The organism is Brevibacillus sp. NSP2.1 (genome assembly GCF_000470975.2).
GTDB lineage: Bacteria > Bacillota > Bacilli > Brevibacillales > Brevibacillaceae > Brevibacillus > Brevibacillus agri.
In genome coordinates, this window is record NZ_CP048274.1 from 2,352,222 (window position 1) to 2,371,756 (window position 19,535).

General features: G+C 53.0%; 21 protein-coding genes. All 21 read left to right on the plus strand.

The window, feature by feature from the left end; all coding sequences use genetic code 11:
• Nucleotides 1–18 precede the first annotated feature (18 nt).
• Nucleotides 19–2,061, plus strand: coding sequence for a flagellar biosynthesis protein FlhA (gene flhA / locus M655_RS11865; RefSeq protein WP_005834227.1), 2,043 nt, complete (start codon nucleotides 19–21; stop codon nucleotides 2,059–2,061).
• Complete coding sequence (gene flhF / locus M655_RS11870; protein WP_026557319.1) at nucleotides 2,058–3,404, plus strand: flagellar biosynthesis GTPase FlhF; 1,347 nt, start codon at nucleotides 2,058–2,060, stop codon at nucleotides 3,402–3,404. Before flhA ends, flhF begins: the two co-directional genes overlap by 4 nt.
• A 5-nt stretch (nucleotides 3,405–3,409) precedes the next feature.
• Complete coding sequence (locus M655_RS11875) at nucleotides 3,410–4,276, plus strand: MinD/ParA family protein (protein ID WP_026557318.1); 867 nt, start codon at nucleotides 3,410–3,412, stop codon at nucleotides 4,274–4,276.
• Between the two features lie 31 nt (nucleotides 4,277–4,307).
• Nucleotides 4,308–5,423: a protein-glutamate methylesterase/protein-glutamine glutaminase gene (locus M655_RS11880; protein ID WP_005834221.1), complete on the plus strand. Its 1,116-nt coding sequence runs from the start codon at nucleotides 4,308–4,310 to the stop codon at nucleotides 5,421–5,423.
• 20 nt (nucleotides 5,424–5,443) lie between these two features.
• Nucleotides 5,444–7,489, plus strand: coding sequence for a chemotaxis protein CheA (locus M655_RS11885; protein WP_005834218.1), 2,046 nt, complete (start codon nucleotides 5,444–5,446; stop codon nucleotides 7,487–7,489).
• Between the two features lie 16 nt (nucleotides 7,490–7,505).
• Nucleotides 7,506–7,982, plus strand: coding sequence for a chemotaxis protein CheW (locus M655_RS11890; RefSeq protein WP_005834216.1), 477 nt, complete (start codon nucleotides 7,506–7,508; stop codon nucleotides 7,980–7,982).
• Between the two features lie 5 nt (nucleotides 7,983–7,987).
• Nucleotides 7,988–8,614: a chemotaxis protein CheC gene (locus M655_RS11895; RefSeq protein WP_005834215.1), complete on the plus strand. Its 627-nt coding sequence runs from the start codon at nucleotides 7,988–7,990 to the stop codon at nucleotides 8,612–8,614.
• Nucleotides 8,601–9,086: a chemotaxis protein CheD gene (locus tag M655_RS11900; RefSeq protein WP_005834213.1), complete on the plus strand. Its 486-nt coding sequence runs from the start codon at nucleotides 8,601–8,603 to the stop codon at nucleotides 9,084–9,086. The genes M655_RS11895 and M655_RS11900 overlap by 14 nt, the downstream gene beginning before the upstream one ends.
• Before the next feature lie 2 nt (nucleotides 9,087–9,088).
• Nucleotides 9,089–9,478 carry a hypothetical protein gene (locus M655_RS11905; RefSeq protein WP_005834211.1) on the plus strand — a complete coding sequence of 130 codons (390 nt, stop codon included), beginning with the start codon at nucleotides 9,089–9,091 and terminating at the stop codon, nucleotides 9,476–9,478.
• Between the two features lie 16 nt (nucleotides 9,479–9,494).
• The gene (locus M655_RS11910; RefSeq protein WP_005834208.1) at nucleotides 9,495–10,283 is read left to right on the plus strand and encodes a FliA/WhiG family RNA polymerase sigma factor; all 789 of its coding nucleotides are present in this window, start codon (nucleotides 9,495–9,497) and stop codon (nucleotides 10,281–10,283) included.
• 35 nt (nucleotides 10,284–10,318) lie between these two features.
• Nucleotides 10,319–11,734 carry a flagellar assembly protein A gene (locus M655_RS11915; protein ID WP_005834206.1) on the plus strand — a complete coding sequence of 472 codons (1,416 nt, stop codon included), beginning with the start codon at nucleotides 10,319–10,321 and terminating at the stop codon, nucleotides 11,732–11,734.
• Nucleotides 11,735–11,777: 43 nt separating this feature from the next.
• Complete coding sequence (locus M655_RS11920) at nucleotides 11,778–12,119, plus strand: hypothetical protein (protein WP_005834204.1); 342 nt, start codon at nucleotides 11,778–11,780, stop codon at nucleotides 12,117–12,119.
• Nucleotides 12,120–12,160: 41 nt separating this feature from the next.
• Nucleotides 12,161–12,679, plus strand: a complete 519-nt coding sequence (locus tag M655_RS11925; RefSeq protein ID WP_025846099.1) for a DUF6115 domain-containing protein — start codon at nucleotides 12,161–12,163, stop codon at nucleotides 12,677–12,679.
• Nucleotides 12,672–13,328 carry a hypothetical protein gene (locus tag M655_RS11930; RefSeq protein ID WP_007786821.1) on the plus strand — a complete coding sequence of 219 codons (657 nt, stop codon included), beginning with the start codon at nucleotides 12,672–12,674 and terminating at the stop codon, nucleotides 13,326–13,328. The genes M655_RS11925 and M655_RS11930 overlap by 8 nt, the downstream gene beginning before the upstream one ends.
• A gap of 197 nt (nucleotides 13,329–13,525) precedes the next feature.
• A complete protein-coding gene (gene rpsB, locus M655_RS11935) occupies nucleotides 13,526–14,236 on the plus strand; it encodes a 30S ribosomal protein S2 (RefSeq protein ID WP_005834198.1) in 711 nt (236 codons plus the stop codon).
• 105 nt (nucleotides 14,237–14,341) lie between these two features.
• A complete protein-coding gene (tsf, locus tag M655_RS11940) occupies nucleotides 14,342–15,229 on the plus strand; it encodes a translation elongation factor Ts (RefSeq protein ID WP_025846098.1) in 888 nt (295 codons plus the stop codon).
• A gap of 157 nt (nucleotides 15,230–15,386) precedes the next feature.
• The gene (gene pyrH, locus M655_RS11945; RefSeq protein WP_005834193.1) at nucleotides 15,387–16,109 is read left to right on the plus strand and encodes a UMP kinase; all 723 of its coding nucleotides are present in this window, start codon (nucleotides 15,387–15,389) and stop codon (nucleotides 16,107–16,109) included.
• 2 nt (nucleotides 16,110–16,111) lie between these two features.
• On the plus strand, nucleotides 16,112–16,669 hold the full coding sequence (gene frr / locus M655_RS11950) for a ribosome recycling factor (RefSeq protein WP_005834191.1): 558 nt from the start codon (nucleotides 16,112–16,114) through the stop codon (nucleotides 16,667–16,669).
• Nucleotides 16,670–16,737: 68 nt separating this feature from the next.
• Nucleotides 16,738–17,508, plus strand: coding sequence for an undecaprenyl pyrophosphate synthase (gene uppS / locus M655_RS11955; protein WP_005834189.1), 771 nt, complete (start codon nucleotides 16,738–16,740; stop codon nucleotides 17,506–17,508).
• Between the two features lie 17 nt (nucleotides 17,509–17,525).
• Nucleotides 17,526–18,311 (plus strand): phosphatidate cytidylyltransferase, encoded by a 786-nt coding sequence (locus M655_RS11960; RefSeq protein ID WP_007786826.1) that lies wholly within the window; start codon nucleotides 17,526–17,528, stop codon nucleotides 18,309–18,311.
• Nucleotides 18,312–18,350: 39 nt separating this feature from the next.
• Nucleotides 18,351–19,499 (plus strand): 1-deoxy-D-xylulose-5-phosphate reductoisomerase, encoded by a 1,149-nt coding sequence (locus M655_RS11965; protein ID WP_005834185.1) that lies wholly within the window; start codon nucleotides 18,351–18,353, stop codon nucleotides 19,497–19,499.
• Nucleotides 19,500–19,535 lie beyond the last annotated feature (36 nt).

The following is a 19,535-nucleotide window of genomic DNA, read 5'->3' on the forward strand; positions in this document are numbered from 1 at the left end:
GAGGAAGGAGGATGAACGGTGGGATTTCGATTCAAGGAAATTGGTACGATTCTATTTGTGATAAGCATTGTTGTCATGATGGTAATCCCACTCCCTTCTGGGCTTCTTGATTTGCTGCTCATTTTGAATATCTCCCTTGCGTTGACCATTTTGCTTGTGTCGATGTACACAAAAGAAACGCTGGAGTTCTCCATTTTTCCGACAGTGCTTTTGATTACGACGTTGTTTCGGCTCGCTTTGAACGTGTCCACGACGCGGAACATTTTGTCGCATGGGGAAGGCGGACAAGTGATCGAGACGTTTGGCAGCTTTGTCGTCGGTGGGAACCAGGTAGTCGGATTCGTCGTGTTTCTGATTCTGATCGTCATTCAGTTCATCGTCATTACAAAAGGCTCCGAGCGTGTCGCAGAAGTAGCCGCACGCTTTACGCTCGACGCGATGCCAGGGAAGCAAATGAGTATCGACGCGGACTTGAATGCAGGGATGATTACAGAAGCAGAAGCGCGTGTACGGAGAAAAAAGATCGAAAATGAGGCAGACTTTTACGGGGCCATGGATGGTGCCAGCAAATTCGTCAAAGGGGACGCCATCGCAGGAATTATCATCTTTATTGTGAACATCATCGGCGGATTCATCATCGGGATGCTTGTTCATGGCTTCAGCTTTCAAGAATCTGCTTCCCGTTTTACCACCATGTCGGTCGGGGATGCACTCGTCAGCCAGATTCCTGCGCTGCTCATCTCGACCGCAGCCGGGATCATCGTCACTCGCTCCACCTCCGGGGAAGGGCTGGGCGACGACATCGCCCGGCAAATGTTCTCCTTTCCGCGCCTTTTGTACATCGTAGCTGGCTGCATGCTGCTGCTTGGCCTGTTCACCCCAATCGGGCTGCTGCCTGTTTTGCCGGTGTCCGGGATCATGGGTTACGCAGCGTGGCGGATGGACAAGAAGCAGAAGATCGAGATTCAGGAATCGGCAGACAAGGTGGAGGAGCAGCAAATCGAAGAAGTGCGCAGTCCGGAAAGCGTGGTCAACCTTTTGCAAGTGGACCCGATCGAGTTCGAATTTGGCTACGGCCTGATTCCGCTCGCTGACGTAAAGCAAGGCGGGGACCTGCTGGATCGCGTCATCATGATTCGCAGACAGATCGCGCTGGAAATGGGGATCGTCGTTCCCGTCATCCGCATCCGCGACAACATTCAGTTGCGGCCAAACGAATACATGATAAAAATCAAAGGCAACCAGGTCGCCAAAGGGGAAATTCTGCTCGATCACTACCTCGCCATGAGCCCTGGAATTGACGATGATTCCATTGTCGGGATCGAAACAGTAGAGCCTGCGTTTGGATTGCCTGCATTATGGGTAACAGAAGAAAATAAGGAGATTGCCGAGCTGTCTGGCTACACGGTAGTCGATCCGCCGTCTGTCGTAGCGACGCATCTCACAGAAGTGGTCAAGCGCCACGCGCATGAGCTGCTCGGCCGACAAGAAACGCGGGCGCTTATCGACAACGTGCGAGAAGTGGCCCCGGTACTGGTGGACGAGCTCATTCCAGGACTTTTGTCGATTGGCGATGTGCAAAAAGTACTGCAGAAGCTGTTGCGTGAAAAAGTGTCGGTTCGCAATCTGCAAGTCATTCTCGAAGCGTTGGCGGACCACGCCATGTTTACAAAAGACCCGGAAGTGCTGACCGAGTACGTAAGACAGGCGATGTCCAGACAGATTACGCTGCAGTTTACAGAGCCCGGACAGCCTTTGCGGGTGCTGACAGCAGGCGCCGGCTTGGAAAAAGCAATCTCCGAGCGGGTGGAACAGTCTGAGCAGGGAAGCTACCTGGCGATGGACCCAGAGACGTCGCAACGGATCTTCCAAAGCATGTCGGCGGAAGTGAGCAAAATGATTAACTCCGGCCAGCAGCCGATCATCCTCGCGTCACCGGCCATTCGCATGTACCTGCGTCAGTTGGTGGAGCGAATGATGCCTGATATTCCTGTATTGTCGTACAGCGAGCTAGAGCCAAATGTTGAAGTGCAAAGCGTAGGGATGGTGAACATTTCGTGAGGGTAAAACGTTACATTGTCGATTCGATGCCAGAGGCGATGGAAAAAATCAGGCTCGATCTGGGAATAGACGCAGTCATCCTGAACTCCAAATCGATCAAGACAGGCGGATTGTTCGGTATGTTTGGCAAACAGAAAATCGAAGTAATCGCTGCTGTCGATGAAAAGGCAACGGAACGCGAGAGTGCTCCGGTCGCGGATGAGCATCGGTCGAAGGACGTTTTCTCCACTGGGCAGACGGGTACCTACACGGCTCAGCAAGCTTATCGCAGAGCCAACCAGGCAAAAGAAGCCGCTGAGCGAGCGATGCCGCAACGAAGCGAGCCAAGGACGCCGGACAATCCGGCATCTGCCCCGGCTGCTGTGGCGACGCGCACGGAGGCGGCACAGCCGGCCAGCCGGCAGAGGGAAGTTGCGGTCAAAGAAGCTCCCGCCGAGCAGGCAAAGGAAAGCGCGGCAGCTCCCAGCAGCACGACGCACGATGCCCTCGCGAACGAAGTCCGCGACATGCGGCAAATGTTCCAGAAGCTGTTGGTCAACGATCTCAGCCAGCAACTGCCCCCCGCCGTGCAGGAAGTACGCAGCCGGCTGGTCAGGCAGGAGACGGCGGAAGAGGTGACGGCGGAAATCATCCGCAAGCTGATGGAGCAGGCGCAACCTCAGGGCGGATGGAGCGAGGAAACGGCTTTTCGCGAGACGCGCAAGATCATTGCGTCGATGCTTGCGCCCTACGCACCGAAGTCAGCAGGCATCCCGCGAAATGTCCAGTTCGCCTTCTTTTTCGGGCCTACGGGCGTAGGCAAGACGACCACGATCGCCAAGCTGGCAGCCAGCAGCATGCTGAAGGAAAAGCGCCGGATCGGGTTTATTACCGCAGATACGTACCGGATGGCAGCCGTGGAGCAGTTGAAGACGTACGCCAACATCTTGAATGTGCCGCTGGAGGTTGTGTTTTCTCCGAAAGAAATGGCCCCGGCTATGGAGCGTCTCAGCGACTGCGATCTCATTTTTGTCGACACGGCTGGCCGCAATTTCCGCAACGATGAATACGTGCAAGGGATTCGCGAGCTGGTCGAGCATGGGAAGAACAACGTGAATTACCTCGTGCTGAGTCTCGGCTCGAAGTACAACGACATGAAAACCATCGTGGAAAACTTTGCGGAGGTCCCTGCCAAGCAGGTCATTTTCACCAAGGCAGACGAGACGAACAGCTACGGCTCGATCTTGAACATTTGCTATGAGAGCAAGCTTGCCCTCTCTTACTTCACGACGGGACAAAACGTGCCAGACGATATCGTGGCAGCCTCACCAGAGCTTGCGGCGACGATGATTATGGGAGATTGACTTAGATGAGAGACCAAGCAGAACAACTTCGCTTGCGCATGCAGCAATCCGGCGCAAGAGAAAAAACGACCCGGCTGGTGACCGTGACCAGTGGAAAAGGCGGGGTTGGCAAGTCCAATTTCAGCTTGAATTTTGGGCTTGGATTGCTCGAACGGGGCCATAAAGCAGTCTTGTTCGACGTCGATCTCGGCCTTGCCAACCTCGATGTGTTGATGGGGATTACGCCGAAGAAGCACCTGTTCCACTTGCTTGAGCCGGACACTGATGTTTGGGAAATCATTGAGCGAGGGCCCGGGGGACTGGAATTTATTGCGGGCGGGTCTGGATTTACCCAGATCATGCAACTGGACGAGCCGAAGCTGGATCGGCTGTTTTCCCGCCTGAATCCGTTGCAGGGCTATGCGGATACGATCATTTTTGATACGGGAGCGGGTTTGTCGAAGGAGTCGTTGCGCTTCATGCTCTCGTCGGATGAAGTCATCCTGGTGACAACGCCGGAGCCGCCAGCGATTACGGACGCTTACGCCGTGATTAAAATGCTCCACGCCCGCAACCCTGCGGTTGTCATCCGCCTGGTCATCAATCGCGTCTCCTCGGAGAGAGAAGGCAAGATGACGGCCGACAAGCTGGCGATGGTCGCCAAGCGGTTTCTGGACATGGACATCCAGTCGCTTGGACATGTTTCTGACGATCCTCACGTATCAAAGGCTGTGAAGCAACAGCGTCCTTTTCTACTTACATATCCGCAATCGCAAGCCGCAAAAAGCATTCGGAATCTGGTAGCCCGGTATTTGGAGACTCCAGCCGATGCAGATGCAATGACGAGCGGGCTGAAAGGTTTTCTTGCGAGGCTGAAACACTTCATACGATAAGGCAAACAGGTAGGAAGGGAGTGACATTCGATTGAGCAAAATTCGAGTTCTGGTCACAGATGATTCTGCATTCATGCGTAAAGTTATTAGCGACATTTTATCAGGCGATCCCGAGATTGAAGTGATTGATCGAGCAAAGAATGGACTCGAATGTATCGAAAAGTGCAAACAACTCAGTCCGGATGTCCTCACACTGGACATCGAGATGCCGATCATGAACGGCCTGGAAGCATTGGAAAAGCTCATGGCAGACTGTCCGGTGCCAGTGGTTATGCTGAGCAGCCTGACACGCGAGGGAGCAGAGGCGACGATTCAGGCTTTGGAACTGGGTGCCTTTGACTTTATTACGAAGCCGTCTGGCCCGATTTCACTCGATATTCACAAAGTCGCGGATCGGCTGATCGAGCGGGTCAAAGCGGCGGCGGTAGCGAAAGGCCACATGCGCCGGACGCTGCGACCGAGCAGACCTGCCGCGCCAGAGCCAATGCGGCCAAGTCCGGCTTCTGCCACCGCTCCGGTGCGAACGGCACAGCCGCCTGTCCTGAACGCTTTGCCGCGACTGCAAAGCAGCGGAAAAGCAAGACTGGTCGTGCTGGGAACGTCGACAGGCGGCCCCAAGGCGCTGCAAAACGTCCTGACCGCAATCCCGGCTGGCTTCCCGGCACCGATCGCGATTGTGCAGCACATGCCGGCTGGTTTTACGAAATCGCTGGCGCAAAGGCTCGACTCCCTATGCCACATACGTGTGACGGAAGTAACGGACGGGGAATGGCTTGAGCCGGGCACAGCCTATATTGCACCAGGCGGGTATCACTTTGAGGTGCACCAGGCGAATGGAAAGCTGCAGGCCCACCTGCACCAGCAAGAGCCGCGGGGAGGTCACAGACCTTCTGTCGACGTCCTTTTTGAATCCGCCAGTCGATTGACAAATGTAGACAAATGGGCAATTATCATGACAGGCATGGGAAATGATGGGACCAAAGGTCTAAAGCAGATGAAGGAGCTTGGACCTGTTACCAGTATTATCGAAGATGAGTCGAGTTGTGTCGTATTCGGGATGCCACGAGCGGCGATCCAGGCAGGACTGGCAGATCATGTGGCCCCATTAGAAAAAATTCCAGAGCTGTTGTGCAAGCTCTTGCACTGATTTTGGGAGGTGGATCACCGATGGATATGAATCAGTATTTGGACATGTTTATTGAGGAGTCAAAAGAACACCTGCAAGCAATCAACGCCAATTTGTTGCTGTTGGAAAGTGATCCGGGAAACATTGCGCACGTCAAGGAAATTTTTCGTTCGGCGCACACCTTGAAAGGGATGTCGGCGACCATGGGCTTCGAAGATATGGCCAGCCTGACGCACGAAGCGGAAAACGTGCTCGATCTGATTCGCAACCAGAAGCTGACGATCACCAGTGACATCATGGATGTCATCTTTCAAAGCGTGGATCTGATCGAAAGCATGGTGATCGATATTACAGAAGGCGGAGACGGCTCGGCCGACGTATCGGGTCCGGTGAAAAAGCTGAGGGCGATTGTCTCCGGCGATTATTCCGCCGAACAGGAAGTGGCGGCGGCTGCGACAGCCGTAGCGGAAGAGGAAGCAGTCGAGGCGGCGCAAGCGGAAGGCACGCCTGCCGAGGACCACGACCTGGACGACTACGCGCTGATGGTGCTGAAGCAGTCCAAGGAGCTCGGCAACAACGTGATGTGGATCAAGGTCACGCTGAATGAGAACTGCCTGCTGAAAGCGGCGCGCGCCTACATGGTGTTCGACCAGTTGGAATCGATGGGGGAAGTCATCAAGACGAAGCCGTCGGTCGAGGATATCGAAAACGAGTGCTTCGAGCAATCTTTCGAGATCGCCTACGTCACCATGCAGTCTGCGGAAAAAGTCCGCAGCACGATTCTTAACATTTCGGAGATACAGGACGTTGCGATTGATCCGATTCAATTGAAAAAAGAAGCGCCACCAACTCCTGTAGTGACGGAAGCAGCCGCACCTGTGGAGAAAAAAGCGCCGGACAATGCCCAGGCAGCCGCTGCCAAGAAAGCGACCGCTGGCGGCAAAACGATCCGCGTCGACATCGACCGCCTGGACATTTTGATGAACCTGTTCAGCGAGCTGGTAATCGACCGCGGACGTCTGGAGCAGTTGGCTCGCGAGATCGGCAAAAGCGAGCTGCAGGAAACGGTGGAGCATATGAGCCGCATCAGCGGAGATTTGCAAAACATCATCCTGACGATGCGCATGGTTCCCGTCGAGCAAGTCTTCAATCGCTTCCCGCGCATGATTCGCGATTTGCAGAAGGAGCTACATAAAAAAGTGAATCTGGAAATCATCGGGGCGGAGACAGAGCTGGATCGCACCGTCATCGACGAGATCGGGGACCCGCTCAACCACTTGTTGCGCAACTCGCTCGACCACGGGATCGAATCGCCGGCAGATCGGAAAATGGCCGGAAAGCCGGAAGAAGGAACGATCGTACTGCGCGCGTTCCACAGCGGCAACCACGTCTTTATCGAAGTGAAAGACGACGGCGCAGGCATCAACAAGGAAAAAGTGCTGAAAAAAGCGATTGAACGGGGCATTGTGAATCCGGCCAACGCAGACAGCATGTCGGATAAGCAAATTCACGAACTGTTGTTCGCAGCGGGTTTTAGTACCGCTGAAGTGGTCTCGGATATTTCCGGCCGCGGCGTAGGGCTGGATGTCGTCAAATCCAAGATCGAATCGCTCGGCGGCAGCGTCGGTGTCGAATCTGTTCGCGGACAAGGAACGACTTTCCTGATCCAGCTCCCGCTGACGCTCTCGATCATTTCTGCGATGCTTGTGCAGGTAAAAGACGAGAAGTACGCGGTGCCGCTTTCCTCGATTATTGAAACGGCTGTGTTCAAGAAAGACCAGATCATGATGGCTCATCGCCAAAAGGTGATCGACTTCAGGGGACGCGTTGTTCCGCTCGTTTCCTTGCAGGACATTTTCCAGGTGCCGGACAACGGGGCGGACAAAGACGATGAAGTAGCGGTTGTCATCGTCCGCAAAGGGGAAAAAATGGCCGGGCTTGTGGTCGATTCCTTTATCGGCCAGCAGGAAATCGTCCTCAAATCACTTGGCAAGTACCTGGTCAACGTCTTTGCCATTTCGGGTGCAACGATCCTGGGAGACGGCCAAGTCGCTCTCATCATTGATTGCAACGCACTGATTAAGTAGAGGGAGGGGCAGCCACATGCTCGATCAAAAAGAAATCGTAAGCGAAGTCAAAGTGATTGTGTTTCGGTTAAAGGACGAAGAGTACGGGGTAGAAGTCAATCAAGTAAAATCGATCGAAAAGCTGGAGCACATCACCCGTGTTCCACGCACGCCCCAGTTCGTCAAAGGAGTTATCAACCTGCGCGGAGTAGTCACCCCGATCATTGACCTTCGCAACCGGTTCGGGCTGGAGGAAAGCCTCTATTCCGAATCGACCCGCATCATCATCGTCGCGGTAGGCGAACTGGAAGTCGGCTTGATTGTGGATGCTGCCAACGATGTCATCGACATCCCGGTCAATGCGATTGAGCCGCCGCCAGAAGTTGTAGGCGGGGTTGAAGCCGCTTATCTGCGCGGAGTAGCGAAGCTGGACAAACGACTGTTGATTTTGTTGAATCTCGATAAAGTATTGAGCACAGAGGAAATCAAACAACTGGACTCAATTGAGGGGTAAGAAAGATGGCCTATTTCACAAAGTTTGGGGATTTCCAATTTGATGTGCTGCGGGAAATCGGGAACATCGGTGCAGGACATGCTGCAACGGCTCTCTCCAAGCTGATGCAAAAAGAGATCGACATGAAAGTGCCTCAGGTCAGCATCATACCGTTTGACGAAGTGGCGGATTGTGTCGGTGGCGCGGAAGCGGTTGTCGTTACCGTCTTTTTACGAGTTGAAGGCGATTGTCCAGGAAACATGTTTTTCATTCTCGACCTGGACTCTGCGAGACATCTGCTGGAACAAATTACGGGGATCAACAAGGATGTTTATGATTGGGAAGAGCTGGAAATTTCGGCTCTTCACGAGATCGGCAATATTTTGACTGGGTCCTATCTCTCCTCACTGGCAGATTTCACACAGCTCAACCTGCAGCCTTCTGTACCTGCGCTCGCTGTGGATATGGCTGGAGCGATTCTCAGCTACGGATTAATAGCGTTGGGTCAAGCGGGTGACTTTGCCCTCACGATTGACACAGCTTTTTTTGAAGGCAATGAAAAAGTCAAAGGGAACTTTTTCCTTATCCCTGATCCTGAATCGCTTCCTATTCTATTTCGTTCATTAGGGGTTCCGTTCGATGGAGATTATTAAGATAGGTATGGCCGACCTCGGTGTGGCAAAGCCACCGAGCAAGCTACGAACCACAGGTCTGGGTTCTTGCGTAGGGGTTGTCCTCTACGATCATATCCATAAAATTGCAGGGATGGCACACGTTATGCTTCCGGAGTCTTCGCTGGCCAAAAGCGGGGAGGTGACGATCGGGAAGTACGCCGATACAGCGATTCCCCATCTGATCGAGTTGATGGAAAAAGCAGGTGCCCAAACCCGGAATATCGTCGCCAAAATCGCGGGTGGAGCACAGATGTTTGCCTTTCTCGGAAGCAGCGACACCATGCGGATTGGGCCTAGAAATGTCGAGGCTTGCAAACAGGCTTTGAAGGAAGCTCACATTAGAATCGTGGCAGAAGATACAGGGGGAAACTGCGGTCGGACAATAGAGATGGATGCCACCAGTGGGGTTCTTCAAATCCGTACGGTAAATCAAGGTGTGAAGGAAGTATAAGAATGTTGGGAACCATTTGGATAAATGCAGGCATGGGGTTGCTCGCTTTTGTCATCACATTTTGCACGGCACTTGCGAGTAATGTCTGGCTTGTCTCTCTGGAGCGGGCCGTCATTGCTCTGGTGATATTCTTCCTTGCCGCTTTTCCGATCCGCTTTGTTCTGGCTCTCGTCACCGAGACACCAGGCCAGTCCGTGACAGCAGAAGGACCAGAGGAGTCAACCGCTCCTCTGGCTGAAGGCGGGACAGAGGCGAAGCCGACAGAACAAACGGGTGAGACGGCGGCAGAGGAAGCATTTTCTCCGCTCTCCTTCACCAAGCTGGAGGCGGTACCTCCTACTGAGGATCCAGCCACCGTTGCAGAGGTCGTTAGGCGCTTAACAGATGAGTAAAGGTTGGTGACTATTCGTGGCACGGCTAACCAGTCAAGAAAAAGCAAAAGAGTTCGATAAATGGGTCATGTGGAAGCAAGAGGGCAGTCGCGAAGCGGAAGTTGATCTCATCACCAAGTTTTTGCCGCTGGTGGACAAGGTGGCAAATCGGCTGGCCATCAATTTGCCGGCTAACGTGGACAAGGATGACTTAATCAGCTACGGACGATTTGGGTTGCTGGACGCTTTGGCCAAATTCGATCATACGCGGGGACTGCAATTCGAGACATATGCTATGTGGCGCATTCGCGGAGCCATGATTGACGGCCTGCGTGAAAATGACTGGATCCCTCGCACCGTTCGGGACAAGGCCAAAAAAATCGAAGAAGCGTACACCACCTTGGAGCAGAAAATGCTGCGAATGCCAACCGATCAGGAAGTTTCCGAATATCTCGGAATAAGCGAAAAAGATCTGCAGCAGGTGTTTCTGGAAACCTCTTTGGCCAGCATGGTTTCCATTGACGAGGCAGTAGGGGAAGAGGACGAGCAGAAGACCGCAAGACATTCCTACATCGTGGACGAGCTGACTCCGCGACCGGAAACGGTAGCAGAAGTCGGCAGCTTGAAAGAAGTGCTAGTAGGTGTAATCGACAAGCTTCCAGAGAAGGAAAGACTCGTCGTCTCCCTGTTTTACTTCGAGGAGATGACGCTGTCCGAAATCGCTGAAATCATGAGCTTGTCACCTTCACGGATCTCCCAGCTTCATTCGAAGGCTCTTTTCCGGCTTCGTTCCGCCTTGTCGAGATGGAAGTCGCAATTGATGTAAACGTAATGTACCCAAGCTTGAGAGGGGTAGAATGTATGGAAGGGATCGGGAATTATAGACTAGAGGTAAAAATCTCAGCAGATAAACTAGAGGCAGAAATCTTTCTGAAAGTCGGGGAAGAAGACCTCGAAAGCATCGTGCTCAAGGAATCGGACGTCTACAACGCGCTGCAAACGAGCAAAGTGAAGGCGGGCATCCTCGAAGAAGTTGTGCAGGAGCTGTGTGCAATCCCTGCGAAGTATGCAAACGCCCGCGTCACGATTGCGCGCGGAGTCGCTCCAGTTGACGGAACCGATGCTTTTATCGAGTATCCGTATTTGGCAACTGTTTCCGATGAGGAAGGGCCAAAAGAACTGGAAGATGGCCGAGTCGATTTTTATAATATAACCAGCATACCGAATGTAGTAAAAGGACAGCTCTTAGCCCGCAAAATTCCAGCTACCCCTGGAACCCCGGGGACAGCAGTTACCGGAGAGCCCATCGCTCCCAAAGCAGGCAAGGAAATCAACATCAAGCCCGGCAAAAATGTCGTGCACAACCAGGAGCGTACGATGCTTTACGCTGCCATTGATGGACAAGTTTCCTTTACCGACCAGGACAAACTGAACGTCTTTCCCGTTTTTGAAGTGAACGGGGATGTCGATTTTGGTGTAGGCAACATTGACTTTGTGGGAACGGTGGTCATTCGCGGGAACGTATTGAACGGATTTCGGGTCAAGGCATCGGGCGATATCCGCGTGTTAGGAAGCGTAGAGGGAGCCGAGCTATACGCGGACGGATCGATTGAGATTAAAAGCGGCATCGTGGCGCAGGACAAAGGCATGATCGTCGCAGGGAAGGACATCCGCACGTCGTTTATCCAAAATGCGAATGTGACGGCGGGCCATCAGGTGATCGTGTCGCAGAGCATCATGTTTTCCACCGTGCGGGCAGGAAAGCAAATCATTTGCAAAGGCCCGAAAGGCATTATTATCGGGGGCGTCCTGCAGGCGGGAGAAAAAATTGCCGCCCGGGTGTTCGGCAACAACAGCGCAACCCCTACCGTTTTGGAGGTAGGCGTGAAGCCGGAGCTGCGCCAGGAACTGGCCAACATTCAAAAAGATTTGCAGAATGTGTATGAAAATTTACGCAAAACGGATCAGGGCCTGGGTGTGCTCAATCAAATTTTGCACTCAGGCAAGGAGCTTACAACCGAAAAGCGGATCATGCAAATCAAGCTGACCAATACGCGACTGGTTTTGGAAAAGGAATGCAAGGAGCTTGAAGCCCGGAAAAAGGAGCTGGAAATCGAGCTAAAAGGCGAAGGCCCCGCCGCCGTAGAGGTGTACCAAGTTATGTATCCGGGGATCAAGCTGACATTCGGCAAGCTCGTGCATTTTATCAAGCATGAGTACGCCCGGACGCGCTTTATCGTCCTCGATGGGGAAATCAGTACCGCAACCCTCATCTAAAAGCCGAGTTTGATTCCGCAGGCGAGGAAGGGAGTTGAGCTGTATGAGTTTGAAAGCGGTTGAATTGCAAGTGGCGCTGCCACGCACGTTAGAGGTCAGCCGGATTCAGGAGCACCAGCTACAACGGTCCATGCATGAAACACAGTCGATGATCGATCAGCGCAAAGATTTGGACGCGCACATGCGCCAGCGTCCGGCGAACGTCGATGAAACGCAAAAAAATCAGATTCGCGAGAGGGAGCAGGGACAGCAGCAGAAGCAGGAGGACCCAGCGCACAGCGCATCTGCCGAAGCAAAGAATGCCGCAGCAAAAGAGCACAGCTCTCCTTCCTCTGTCTCCATGCGAGATCCCATGCGCGGGCGCTTTATTGATATTTCCTTATAAAAGGAACAAAGTAAGACAAGCCAGAAGCAAAGGTGGCCAACATGGACCAAGTGTATCTCATCTTGATTGGAGCGGGAATCATCATCATGCTGCTTGCTTTTTTCCTGCAAAGAAAGACGCCGGATGATGCTGCCGCCATACCGACACAGCGACTGACAGACAAGGCAGAAACTGAAAAAAGCCTGCAACGGTTAAGCAAGCAGTTCAAGCAGGAAACCGCCCTTCTTTCTGCCGAATGGCAAGAAACAAGGGCTGATTTGCTTCACGAAATCGATCTGTTGAAAAAGCGGGTCGAGCAACTGGAGCAGCAATGGAACGAAAGAGCTGCCCATGCGCAAGTGGCCGCCTCCGCCGAGCAGGGGCAAGCGAATGGCGCGCAACCTGCGGCAGAGGATGTCGATATGCTGGCTTTGCGCGAGCGCTATCGGCGCGTGTTCGAGTTGAGCCGGGAAGGGCTCTCTCCTGACGAGATCGCCAAGCGGCTGGGCGCAGGCCGCGGGGAAATCGACCTCATTTTCGCGCTGGCGCAAAGGAACGAGCGAGGTTTTGCCGATGCGTAAACGCGAGCTGTTATTCGGATTTGGCGCGGGCTTGCTCGTGGCTGCTTCGATCATCGGTCTGGTCGCACCGAAAAGCGAAGCGCCACCGGCAGCACTTACCGAGGAAGAAATCAAGCAGGCGGCGACCGAACTGCAAATGGTCGTACTCACGCCAGAGGAATACAAGCAATGGCAGGAAGAAAAAAAGGTCAACGTCCAGCCTGCACCGAGCGCCCCGAAGGCGCCGGCAGCGCCTGAAGTGCAGCAGACGAAGCCCCCGGCGACAGTCCAGCCGAAAGCGCCAGTGACGAGCGAAGCGACACCGCCAAGCGTGGAGAGTGCCGCACAGCCTGCTCCTGCCGCTGAGACGGCGAGCCAGAGCACCACGCCGGCGACAGCACCAGCCGCAACTGCCGCTCCACAGCCGCCTGCTGTCGCGTCTCCCGCAGCGAAGAAAACCGTCTCCTTTACAGTGCCGTACAAAGCGACGGCGGAGGGAGTTGCCGCGACGCTCGTCAAGGAAGGGATATTGCCTAAAAACAACAAGTTTGTGGAAGAGTTGCGCTCCATGGACAAGCTGAACCGCATCCGGGTAGGGACGTATCAGGTTTCGGTGCCTGTCTCGGAGGCGGAGATTGCCAAGCTCATCACCACGCCGCCGAAAAAATAAGGCGGTATTTTTTTGCAAAAATAATGGAATTCGTTTGTTGCAATTGAAACACCCATATGATATATTCATTTACGGTGTTGAAATCGCACGTCCACCAATTCCGGCAATGGTGCTGCCACTTTGGCAGAATTGCTTGGAACATGCGGTGAGGCGGAGGTAGGCATCAAAAAAACCACTTTTTGAAGGAGGTGTGAAATATGGCAGTAATTTCGATGAAACAACTGCTCGAGGCTGGTGTACACTTCGGTCACCAAACTCGTCGTTGGAACCCGAAAATGGCTCGCTATATCTTCACCGAACGTAACGGAATCTACATTATCGACCTGCAAAAAACCGTGAAAAAAGTTGAGGAAGCGTACAACTTCGTACGTGAACTCGCTCAAGACGGCGGAAAAGTGCTCTTCGTTGGTACGAAGAAACAAGCACAAGAATCCGTAAAAGAAGAAGCTGAACGTACAGGTCACTACTACATCAACCAACGCTGGTTGGGTGGTACCCTGACAAACTTCACAACCATCAAAAAACGTACAGCTCGCCTCGCTGAGCTGAAACGCATGGAAAACGATGGTACTTTCGAAGTATTGCCTAAGAAAGAAGTTATCGTTCTGCGCAAAGAAATGGATCGCCTGGAAAAATTCCTCGGCGGTATCGCTCACATGGATAAATTGCCAGACGCTCTGTTTGTCATCGATCCTCGTAAAGAGCGCATCGCTGTAGCAGAAGCTCGCAAATTGGGTATCCCAATCGTTGCAATCGTAGATACTAACTGCGATCCAGATGAGATCGACTACGTGATCCCAGGTAACGATGACGCAATTCGCGCTGTGAAACTGCTCACTGCAAAAATGGCAGACGCTCTCTTGGAAGGCAACCAAGGAACAGAGCAACAAGCCACAACAACTGCGTAAGCAAGTGTGTAAAAGGGTGGACTGAGGGTGTCAGAGCCCCCGTCCATCCTTTTTTTTCTTCAAAAGGCATTTGTAGATTGTAACTTTCCAAGGAGGTTTCACCCAATGGCAATTAGTGCACAAGCGGTTAAAGAACTGCGCGAGCGTACAGGCGCAGGTATGATGGATTGCAAACGCGCGCTGGAAGAAACAGCGGGCGACATGGAAAAAGCGATTGACCTGCTCCGCGAGCGCGGTATCGCAAAAGCGGCGAAAAAATCCGGCCGTATCGCAGCAGAAGGTTTGACAGCTACAGCGGTTGCTGGTAACGTAGCAGCAGTTGTGGAAGTAAACTGCGAAACAGACTTCGTTGCGAAAAACCCTGAGTTCCAAACACTCGTGAAAGACATCGCTGAGCACGTTGTATCCCAACGCCCTGCAACTGTAGAGGAAGCGCTGGAGCAACCGTTCAAAGGTGCTGGCGACACTCTGGCACAAGTTATCAACGAAAAAATCGCGACTATCGGAGAAAACATCTCCTTCCGTCGTTTCGCTGTATCCGAGAAATCCGACAACGGCGTATTCGGTACTTACCTGCACATGGGTGGTAAAATCGGCGTGCTGGTAACACTCGAAGGCACGCAAAACGAAACATTGGCGAGAGACCTGGGTATGCACGCTGCTGCTTCCAACCCTCGTTTCGCTAACCGTGAAGAGGTTTCCCAAGACGAAATCGATCGCGAGCGCGAAGTTCTGAAAAACCAAGCACTGGCTGAAGGCAAGCCTGCTAACATCGTAGAGAAAATGGTGGAAGGCCGCCTCTCCAAATTCTTCGAAGAATACGTACTGGTTGAGCAACCATTCGTAAAAGACCCAGACAAGAAAGTATCTGCTCTGTTGAAAGAAGCAGGCGCTTCCTTGAAAGAATTCGCTCGCTTCCAAGTAGGCGAAGGGATCGAGAAGAAGCAAGAAGACTTCGCAGCCGAAGTAATGGCTCAAGTGAATAAGCAGTAATAAAGGTATAGGGAACACCTTCGTGTTCCCTATTTTCAAAGCGAGAGTTTCACGACATGTGAAACTCTCCTGCACGTAAAAAGCAATGTGTCCGAAGCTTTTCAGAAGGAATGCAGACGAGGCACAGAGAATGATTCATGAATGGAGGCCGTTTCACATGCCACTTCCTGCCTATAAACGGGTTGTGTTAAAGTTGAGTGGGGAAGCACTGGCGGGGGACCTCGGGTACGGAATCGACCCGAAGGTGATCTTCTCCGTAGCGAACCAGATCAAGGAAATCGTAGAATTGGGAGTACAAGTCGCCGTAGTCGTCGGTGGAGGTAACATCTGGCGCGGACTTTCCGGAAGCTCCAAAGGAATGGATCGGGCTACTGCTGACTACATGGGGATGTTGGCCACGATTATGAACTCACTCGCCTTGCAGGATGGGTTGGAAAAAGTGAACGTCCCGACTCGTGTCCAAACCTCGATTGAGATGCGACAAGTGGCGGAGCCATACATACGCCGACGCGCCATTCGCCACCTGGAGAAAATGCGCGTGGTCATTTTCGCTGCCGGAACGGGTAACCCTTATTTTTCTACAGATACGACGGCTGCCCTGCGTGCTGCTGAAATCGAAGCAGAGGTCATTTTGATGGCGAAAAACAAGGTCGATGGGGTCTATTCCGCTGACCCGAGCCTGGATCCGAATGCGCAAAAGTACGACAAGCTGACGTTCCTGGAAGTCCTCAACAAAGGGCTGGGTGTTATGGATTCGACCGCATCGAGCTTGTGCATGGATAACAGCATCCCACTCATCGTGTTTAACATTTCCGAAGAAGGCAATATTCGCCGGGCAGTAATGGGCGATAAAATCGGTACTCTAGTGAAGGGGGAATAATCATGCCACAAACAGTGCTAAAAGACATGGAAGATCGTATGAATAAAGCGATCCTCGCTTTGAAAAAAGACTTGTCCAGCCTCCGTGCAGGCCGTGCCAACCCTGCGATGCTGGACCGCGTGATGGTGGACTACTACGGTACGCCAACACCGATCAGCCAGCTCGCGAACATCAGCGTTCCTGAGCCGCGCATGCTGACGATCCAGCCGTGGGACAAAACTGCGCTGAAAGAAATTGACCGTGCGCTGCAACAGTCTGACCTGGGCATTTCTCCATCCAATGATGGGGTTATCATCCGCCTGGTCATCCCGCCGCTTACCGAAGAGCGCCGCAAAGAGCTCGTGAAGCTGGCGTCAAAAGGCGGAGAGGAAGCGAAAGTCGCCATCCGCAATATTCGCCGCGATGCGAATGACGAGATCAAAAAGCTGGAAAAGGCTGCGACCATTTCCGAGGATGAATCCCGTCGCCATCAGGAAACGATCCAAAAAACGACCGACAAGTTCATCGCAGAAGTCGACAAGATCGTGAAGGACAAAGAAAAAGACATCTTGGAAGTATAATTTTTAGGGCGATCCCCCTCATTTGAGGGGGATGTACGTCTATATCTCTCATTACGGGGGAACACTTTATGTTAGAACATCTGGCGCGCAAATGGAGCCGCAAGGAAAAACAATCGGTACCAGCCGAGTTGGATCGTTCCGGAAAAATCCCGCAGCATGTCGCGGTGATTATGGACGGCAACGGTCGTTGGGCCAATATGCGCAATTTACCCCGGGTCGCCGGGCATCGAGCAGGCATGAAAACGGTAAAGGAAGTCGTAAAGGCTGCTGACGAGATCGGCGTGCGTTACATGACCATGTACGCTTTTTCTACAGAAAACTGGAAGCGACCACGCGACGAAGTCGATTTTCTCATGAAGCTTCCGCAGGAATTTTTGTCGACAGAATTGGATGAATTGATCGAACGCGACGTGCGCATCCGCATGCTCGGCAGCAAGGAAGAGCTGCCGTCGCATACGTTGAAGGCTCTGCATGAAGCAGAGGAGCGCACCCAAGGAAATCAAGGTCTTCAATTGTGTTTTGCCTTGAATTACGGAGGCCGCGACGAAATCGTCAAAGCGTTTTCCGTGTTGGCACAGAAAGTAAAAGCGGGGGAGCTCGATCCGGGAGAACTGGATGAAGAAGCGATTTCCCGTTATCTTTATACAAGCGACATTCCGGACCCTGACCTCTTGATTCGCACCAGTGGAGAAATTCGCTTGAGTAACTTTATGCTTTGGCAGTTGGCTTACACAGAATTGTGGTTTACGGATGTGCTCTGGCCTGATTTTACCCGTGAACACTTTTTTCAAGCGATTGTGGAATACCAAGGCCGAGCTCGTCGCTACGGGGCGGTATAGCCGAGAGGTGGAATCAGTTGAAGCAACGAATCATAACAGGCCTGATTGGTGGAGCGGCTTTTCTCTTTTTTATCTACCTAGGTGGAGCCTGGTACTCACTATTGGTGTTTTTGCTGGCCGTCATAGGCCATTTTGAATTTATGCGGATGGCTGGCATTCAGCCATTCCATGTGGCAGGAATACTCGGCTACGCGCTCGTGGTCAGCTTGCTCTGGCCGTCGCTCGCGTTTTCGGAATGGCTTCGCATCAGTATGCCGGATCTGTTGCTGCCTGTCATCCTGCTTTTGTTGATTTACTCCGTTTTGCGGAAAAATCAGTTTCACATTGAACACGTCGCCCTTACGCTGGTGGGGGCGTTATACATAGGCTTCGGTTTTACATACATGGCCGCAGCCCGCAACCTCCCCGACGGACTGATGCTCACCGCGCTGGTGATCGCAGCGATCTGGTCGACGGATTCGGGGGCCTATTTTGTCGGGAAAGCGATCGGCAAGCGCAAGCTGTGGCCGGAAATCAGTCCCAACAAAACGGTCGAGGGTGCGCTTGGCGGCTTGGCAGCGGCTATTTTGGTCGTCATCGTCATCAATGCAAGCTTCGGCAGCTTGCCATTTGACAAGGCGCTCGTCATCGCGCTGGTCGCCGGTGTCGTCGGGCAGTTGGGCGACCTGGTAGAGTCGGCGTTCAAACGACATTTTCACGTAAAAGATTCAGGACAGCTCATTCCCGGACACGGCGGCGTGCTGGATCGTTTCGACAGTTTTTTGCTTGTCTTTCCGGTTTTGCATCTGCTAGGTATCGTCTGAAACCTGGTGCATATAGAAGAGATATAGAGGGTGAAATCAGTGAAAAAAATAGCGCTCTTGGGTTCAACCGGCTCGATTGGAACAAGCACGCTGGAAGTCGTGGAACAGCATCCCGAAGAGTTTTCTGTCGTCGCCATGGCAGCAGGGACGAATGTGGAGCTGCTCGCCCAGCAGGTCGAAACGTTTCGGCCTGAGCTTGTTTCGGTGGGGAACGAGCAGGCGGCTGCCCGGCTTCGCGAACGACTGGGGAGCGGATACAAGCCCGAGATTGTCTGCGGTTCAGAAGGGCTTGAGTTGGTTGCCCGCCATGAAGCCGCCAGCATGGTCATGACCGCTGTCGTTGGCAGTGTAGGGGTCGCTCCTACACTCGCGGCGATCGAGGCAGGAAAAACGATCGGGCTTGCGAACAAGGAAACGCTGGTGAGCGCAGGACCCGTCGTGATGAAGCGGGCGAAGGAAAAGGGCGTGGCGATCATCCCGGTTGACAGCGAGCATTCCGCTGTTTTTCAATGTCTGCAGGGAGAGCGGGCAGAAGATGTGGCGCGGGTCATTTTGACGGCATCAGGCGGTTCTTTTCGCCATTTGAGCCGCCAAGAGCTGCAGAAGGTGACAAAAGAGCAGGCATTGGCGCACCCGAACTGGAGCATGGGCGCAAAAATCACCATTGACTCGGCTACGATGATGAACAAAGGCTTCGAGGTGATCGAGGCCCACTGGTTGTTTGATTTGCCGTACGAACAAATCGACTGCGTGCTGCATTATGAAAGTATCATTCACTCTATGGTAGAATACAAAGACCGGGCCGTGATGGCGCAACTGGGCACGCCGGATATGAAAGTGCCGATCCAGTACGCCATGAGCTATCCCGGCAGAAAAAATCTGACTACGGAACCTCTTGATCTGGTCAAAATCGGCTCGCTTCATTTTGCTGCCATGGATTTTGAACGCTATCCTCTGCTACAATTGGCATATGAGTGCGGGAAAGCGGGAGGCACGTACACCGCTGTCCTGAATGCAGCCAATGAAGTGGCTGTCGATCTTTTCCTCAAGGGGGCGATTGCCTTCCTCGACATCGAAAAGGTCGTCAGACAGACGTGCGAGGCTCATAAGGGCGTGCATAATCCTGAACTGGAAGAGATTTTTGAAGCTGATCGGTGGGCGCGCACGCATGCGCTTGCGTCCGTATAACAAAACTGGATCTAGACACTCCAACGAAAGGTGGCT